This is a genomic window from Salirhabdus euzebyi (assembly GCF_014207435.1).
Lineage (GTDB): Bacteria > Bacillota > Bacilli > Bacillales > Alkalibacillaceae > Salirhabdus > Salirhabdus euzebyi.
Window position 1 is genome coordinate 254,507 of sequence record NZ_JACHGH010000006.1, and the last position, 4,907, is coordinate 259,413.

The following is a 4,907-nucleotide window of genomic DNA, read 5'->3' on the forward strand; positions in this document are numbered from 1 at the left end:
ATGGATCACCTGCTCAATCTATTCCGACTGACAATTTTTCAGCTAGGTTTACGAAGAAGGTTCAGTTAGAGGCCGGAACATACGTGTTTAGCGTAAACGGAGATGATGGTGTTCGTGTTAAGCTAGATAACGAGGTAATCATTGATGCATGGCCAAATACAGGTTTGCTAGATAACAAAAATGCAGTATATGTCACTGGTGGGGAGCACATTATTACCATAGAGTATTTTGAATCTGCATATGGTGCATCAATTTCATTTGACCAAGAAAAGATAAGTTCAGAAAAACTATATTATAAATATACAACACAAGTCCAAGAAAACTGGGGTTATACAGGACCAGGCGGCTTTCCATCGGATAATTTCAAGGCAGAGTTTGACCAATCACAGAGATTAAAGGAAGGTAATTATTTTGTACAAACATTTGCGGATGATGGAGTCCAAGTGAAGGTAGATGGAAAGACTGTCATAAACCGTTGGACAGACTATACTGGAATTGTCGATAGAGCTCTATTGCTTGGAGTTAGTAGTGGAAACCACAATATTAGAACAAGTTATTATGAAAATGTCTCTAGGTCATTTATATATTCACATGTGGTCCCTTTTGATTCATGGCTTGCGTACTACTACCCAAATGATAGTCTAACAGGAGTTCCATCAGCAGCTAAGGTCATCCATCCTGTAGGCAATGATAAAAAACTATATGAAGATCACGTTGATAGTAGTATTATAGAGGGTTTCCCTTCTGATGAATTTTCAGTTAGATATGCTACCGCAAAAAAAATTAAGGCCGGGGAATATATAATAAGAACAAAAGCAGATGATGGAGTTCGGGTCTTTGTGGATGGAAAATTAGTATTAGATAACTGGTCAAATGGTGCGTATAGAGAAGAAAGTGTTAAACTTTCAATTGCCAATCGTACAAATGTACCACTGGATGAACAGGATATTCACTGGATTGAAGTGGAGTATTATGACAACCTAAATGTAGGGAAATTGGAGGTATCAATACTGCCATATGAAGATGCTTATAAAGATACTTGGATTGGTGAACTATATTCTAATAATACATTTGGAGGAAACCCAATAATTGTGGGTGGAGTAGGAAGCTTATCACCAATAAATGAACTTAACGCATCATATGGTGACTGGGGTGAAGGTTCTCCATCAACCAAAATACCTGTAGATAACTTTTCTGCAATTTACAAAAAGAAATTTACTACCTCTACAACTGGAGAATACCTATTAAATTTACAAGCTGATAGTGGTGCGAGAGTATATATTAATGGTAATTTGACAATAGATGGATGGGTGAATAACCCCGACGGCTATTTTAAACGAATAAAATTAAATTCAGGTACTCATGAAGTAAAAATAGAGTATGTTGAATATACAGGTTTTGCTAATCTACAATTTAATATTACTAAAATAGAAGGTCCAATCTATTTATCTACTTCTTATGATTACTCATTAAGTGAAGTTTTAAATATTCAAATGAATAGCGGACCTCAAACAGATCTGCATAATAAATATGTAAGAGAGGATGCCCTTTATAAAGACTCTAAAGGAATTTGGAGAATTAATGGAACTGGATGGAATGTACGAAATGGTCCAGGTACTAATTATGATATTGTGGGCACAATTAATAATAATACCGAAGTGTTTTTATTAAAGAAAATAGACATCGAAGGGCAACTAAGTTGGTATCAAATTGCTGCGTGGATTAATCCATTGCCAATTGATGTTGAATATTATGTTAATCCAAAGAACTTTACCATAGGTTCAACTGAATACTTTCAATTTCTTAAACTATCAGAAAGTGCAGGTCTAAATATAAATGAAGTTAATAGTAAGATTTTACAAGGAAAAGGTGTCCTTGAGAATAAGGCATCTTCATTTATAGAAGCGGGCCAAAAATTTGGAATTAACGAAGTGTATCTCATCGCTCATGCTTTATTAGAAACGGGAAATGGCAAATCTGATTTAGCTGAAGGAATACTTGTATCGAGTATAGATGGACAAGCTGTTGAACCTAAAGTTGTTTATAATATGTATGGTATTAATGCGAAGGATTCTTGCCCTTTAAGATGTGGTTCTGAGTATGCTTATCAAATGGACTGGACTTCACCTGAAAAAGCAATAGTTGGTGGTGCGGAATTCATTGCGAAAGAGTATATACACGTTGGTCAGGATACGTTATATAAGATGAGGTGGAATCCTGCTTACCCTGGAACCCATCAGTATGCAACTGATATAGGTTGGGCTGTAAAACAAGTTAAACGAATTAAAAATTTGTATGACTTACTTTCTGATTATCAATTAGTATTTGATGAACCAAATTATTTAAATTAAAACTTAAGCAAAACTCCGGTAATATCATACCGGAGTTTTTTAGTATTCTTATTGAATTGTTTTCTTTAATATAATAACCTCTTGCCTTTAAATCTTTTAGTATAATAAAATTATAGTGGAATATTCACCTTCATCATGGTGAAATCTATCAAAATGATCAACCAAACAATTGAGAATAATTTAATATCCATAATATTAGTAGATAGAAAATTTAACACCTTTTCATTTATTAAGTCATATCATTAAAATTAATTTCTATTTATCTTCCAATTATTTAGCTTGTTCTAGTATAATTATTTATAACTATATTAATAGAGGGGAACTTTGTAGAATTATGAAGTATAAACTCTTATATTTACTAACTTTGCTGTTTCTTTTATTACCAGTAACTGCTATTAATGCTGATAGTACAGTTAACCCAATCCAAGTTTACTCCTATGATAGGATGACAGCAGATATTAAGAATTTAGCAGAAAAGTATCCTGATTTAATTAGCTATCAATCACTTGGTAGAACCCCATATGGTAGGGAAATATGGGCTGTGAAATTAGGGAAAGGAGATGCCACAGTATTTTTTAATGCTTCACATCATGCGAGGGAATGGATAACTACAAATCTAGTAATGGAAATGATTGATCAATATAGTGAAGCCTACAAATATAATCATACTTTTGAAGGATACAATGTTAGGAAATTGCTAAATGAAAGTACCATATGGTTCGTACCAATGGTAAATCCAGATGGTGTAACCCTGCAACAATCTGGAGTCAATGCATTTCCTGCAAATGAACGTAGTAAATTAATCAATATGAATAAAGGAAGTTTAGACTTTAAACGATGGAAAGCAAATGCCCAAGGCGTTGATTTAAATAGACAATATCCTGCTGGATGGACAAATAGAGAAGTTACTGCTCCGTCGTATAAAAATTACCCTGGAACAGCTCCACTAACTGCACCAGAGGCAAAGACGATAGCACATTTCACTTATCTTATAGATCCAGAGATTTCTGTGGCCTATCATTCTTCAGGTAGAATCCTATATTGGTATTATCGTACTTTACCAAGTAATTATAACCGAGATCTTGGCTTGGCACAGACAATTTCCAATATTACTGGTTATAGTCTTGTAAAGCCAGATCCGAATGCATCTGGTATGGGTTATACCGACTGGTTTATTCAAGAGTTTAAAAGACCGGGTTTTACTCCTGAAGTTAGTTATTATGTCTTTGAAACGAGCCCTCCTCTTTCAGTTTTCCATGAAGAATGGATACGAAACAAAAGTATGGGTTTATATATTGCTTCTGAAGGAAAAAAGCTTTGGGATGCTAAAGTTGACATATCTAATTTTGAAATTACTATCTTTCAAAGTGAAATCCTTTATGATAAACCAGGTGAAAAGCATAAAACAAATATCACTTTAAGTCCTGGCAAATATACTGTAAACGCCAAATCAGGGTCATGGTATCGTATTATGACTGAAAATGGGAACAAGTGGATTACTTCGAAGAACGCAATTACTGGTAATTATTCTGTAATAGATATGTCGATATTACTAACAGAAAAAACATCTGTATCAAATGTACCGGTACCATTAGGGGTTACTTCTGAACTACTAGAGCCTCAAGTAGTTAAAGCGGTTAAAAAATGGAATGATTGGTATGCAATACAAACGGACTCTGGGGAAAAATGGATTAATCCGAATAACGAAATTTTAAATTTTTTACCAGTTAAGATAAATGAAATTATTGAAATAGATCATTTAAAGTATAGTTATTCTGTACCAAATGTTAAAAATAATCAGGACGAATTTATCATTGATCCTGGTAATTACCAAGGGTTATATAAGTGGAATGATTGGGTGCAAATTCAAACACCTGATAACCAATTGTGGTTGCGGCCAGATGTGAAAATACCTACAATAGTTGGGAAATCTGTACACTACAATTGGGGCCTTGGAAGTCCAGGACCTGAAATACCAAGTGATGATTTTTCAGCTGAGTTTGATCAGTCAGGAATATATAAGAACGGTGATTATTTCATCCAAACATATGCTGATGATGGTATAAAGGTTGAAATAGATGGAGAAACATTTATTGATAGATTAACTGATTTTAAAGGTGTTACAGAAAGAGCGTTATGGCTTGATGTTCCGGAAGGTCATCACGAAGTAAAGACCAAATACTTTGAGCTGGTAGGTCGAGCAGCAGTCTTTTCAGATGTAGTTCCATTTGACTCTTGGTTAGCTTATTATTATCCAAATAGAACCTTATCAGGGATGCCGACGGCAGCTAAGGTAATAGAAAAAGAAAATCTTCATGAAAACTTTCAGGCGGGAAGTCCATTTTCGGGATTACCAGTTGACCATTTTTCAGCTAGATACACAACAGCAAAAAGAGTGGAGTCTGGTGAATACATCTTACGTGCAAGAGCAGACGATGGGATCCGTGTTTATGTTGATGGTGAGTTAGTAATAGACCGTTGGACTAATAGTGGGTTTAGAGAAGATAGTGTGAAGTTAACCATTAAGGACCGAGTGAATGTACCAGCTGGTGAAGA

2 protein-coding genes are annotated in these 4,907 nt (G+C 34.6%); both read left to right on the forward strand.

Annotation, left to right across the window (positions count from 1 at the left end; all coding sequences use genetic code 11):
* Nucleotides 1-2,351, forward strand: a 2,351-nt coding sequence (locus HNQ94_RS12050) for a PA14 domain-containing protein (protein WP_184351837.1), incomplete at its 5' end; no start/stop codon positions are given.
* A gap of 334 nt (nucleotides 2,352-2,685) precedes the next feature.
* Nucleotides 2,686-4,907, forward strand: a 2,222-nt coding sequence (locus HNQ94_RS12055) for a M14 family zinc carboxypeptidase (RefSeq protein WP_184351838.1), incomplete at its 3' end; no start/stop codon positions are given.